Below are 554 nucleotides of genomic sequence, written 5' to 3'. Positions count from 1 at the left end.
CCGCCGACGGCGATCCGCAATGCCTGGATCGCCGAACGGGCGGCGGTCTACGCGATTGCTGGCAAGGGTGAGAGCGATGTCTACGGTCGTACCCTGGACGATATGGAAAAATCGCTGGCGTCGGATTTTCGCAGCTTCATCATTGACGCTCAATCGACAGGGCAGGGACCCTTTGGGAGTTCCGACCTCAGCGCTTGGGCGCAGGGCCGGATCGTCGCGACCTGGTTGTGGATCGGCCTGGTCGCCTACCGCCTGCAAGTGTTGATGGGATGGCTGGTGCCAGGCATTCCCTTGGTGATGGCGGCCTACAGCGACGGCCAGCTCGTGCGGGAAATCCGCAAGTATTCCTTCCTGGCCCGGAGCCCGATCCGACACAGCCTCGGGGTGCGCGTGCTATGGGCCGTTCTGGTAGGACTTGCCGTTTGGATAATCGTGCCGTTGCCGATGCCCTCGCTGCTGCCACCCTTGTTGATCGTCTCGATCTCGTACGCCCTGTGGCTGTGGGTGAGCAATTTGCAGAAGCGGCTTTGAGGGGTGTGCCATCCAGGGGGCGC

General features: G+C 62.6%; 1 protein-coding gene. It reads left to right on the top strand.

Going from position 1 to position 554, the window contains the following annotated elements; genetic code table 11:
- A partial coding sequence (locus E4Q23_RS23185; protein ID WP_169068760.1) for a DUF4400 domain-containing protein occupies window positions 1-531 on the top strand: 531 nt, incomplete at its 5' end.
- Between the last annotated feature and the right edge of the window lie 23 nt (window positions 532-554).

The organism is Candidatus Accumulibacter phosphatis, from assembly GCF_012939955.1.
GTDB lineage: Bacteria > Pseudomonadota > Gammaproteobacteria > Burkholderiales > Rhodocyclaceae > Accumulibacter > Accumulibacter delftensis.
This window is presented reverse-complemented; position numbering and strand designations above follow the sequence as displayed.